This is a genomic window from Mycobacterium sp. E2699, from assembly GCF_001666745.1.
Classification (GTDB): Bacteria; Actinomycetota; Actinomycetes; order Mycobacteriales; family Mycobacteriaceae; genus Mycobacterium.
This window is the reverse complement of the sequence record NZ_LZJH01000013.1, coordinates 1-1,144: the sequence shown is the minus strand read 5'-3', so window position 1 is coordinate 1,144 and position 1,144 is coordinate 1. Positions and strand designations below refer to the sequence as shown.

The window sequence follows — 1,144 nt, the reverse complement described above, 5'->3', positions numbered from 1 at the left end:
GCGCCGGCGCATCGCGTTGCTCCTCATCGACGCGGTCGGTGGGGATCGCCAACTGCGAGGCATCGTAGAGCAGGTTGTTCAGCAGGATCTGGCTGGGCAGCATCGGCAGGAACGGCAGCAGCGCCGAGGCGGCGGCCGCGCTGAACATGTTGCCGAAGTTGCTCGACGTGCCCATCAGCACGTACTTGATCGTGTTGGCGAAGATCCGGCGGCCCTCGGCGACGCCGGTGGCCAGCACGCCCAGGTCCTTTTCCAGCAGCACCACGTCGGCCGCGTCCTTGGCGACGTCGGTGGCGCTGTCTACGGAGATCCCCACGTCCGCGGCGTGCAGGGCCAACGCGTCGTTGACGCCGTCGCCGAGGAAGCCGACCGATCGCCCGTTGCGGCGCAGCGCGGTGATCAGCCGCGCCTTCTGCTCGGGGGAGATGCGCGCGAAGATGGTGTGGTTTTGCGCGGCGTCGACGAACCCGTCGTCGTCGAGGGGTTCCAGCTCGGCGCCGGTGAGAGTGCCCTTGGACGCCAAACCCAGGTCATTGCAGACCTTTTCGGCGACCCGCGGATTGTCGCCGGTGGCGATCTTGAGCTCGATGCCCAGTTCGGCCAGCTGTGCCAGCGACTGGCGCGCCGCGGGTTTGGGTTCGTCGGCGAAGACCAGAAAGCCGGCCAGCGTGAGGTCGTGTTCGTCGTCGGCGGTGAGCTCCGTCAGCTCGGCGGCCGGGCGGGTGGCGACGGCGACCACCCGCCGTCCGGCGGCGAACAAGTCCGCCAGGGTCGCATCCGCGGCCGCCGGCGTCCCGTCGCACCGGTCCAGGACCTGTTCGGGGGCGCCCTTGACGACGAGGAGGCGGTTGCCGTCGTCGTCGACCAACACCGACGTCGCGCGCCGCTCGTGGTCGAACGGCAGCAGCGCGACGCGGCGCACCGCGCCGCCCACCAGTTGCTGTGGCTGCGGGGAGTCCCACAGCGCGGCGTCGAGCGGATTGGCGCTCACCACACCGGATTCCGGGTCGACGTCGGTGGCCAGCAACCCGAGCCGCCGGACCGGCTCGGCCGGCGCACCGGCCGGATCGACCGCGCCGACCAGGCGGATGCGGCCCTCCGTCAGCGTGCCGGTCTTGTCGGTGATCAGGATGTCGATGTCGCC

At 70.7% G+C, this 1,144-nt stretch carries 1 protein-coding gene; it reads right to left on the bottom strand.

Annotated elements, in window-relative coordinates; translation table 11 throughout:
* A partial coding sequence (locus A5696_RS00740) for an HAD-IC family P-type ATPase (protein ID WP_156738199.1) occupies positions 1–1,144 on the bottom strand: 1,144 nt, incomplete at both ends.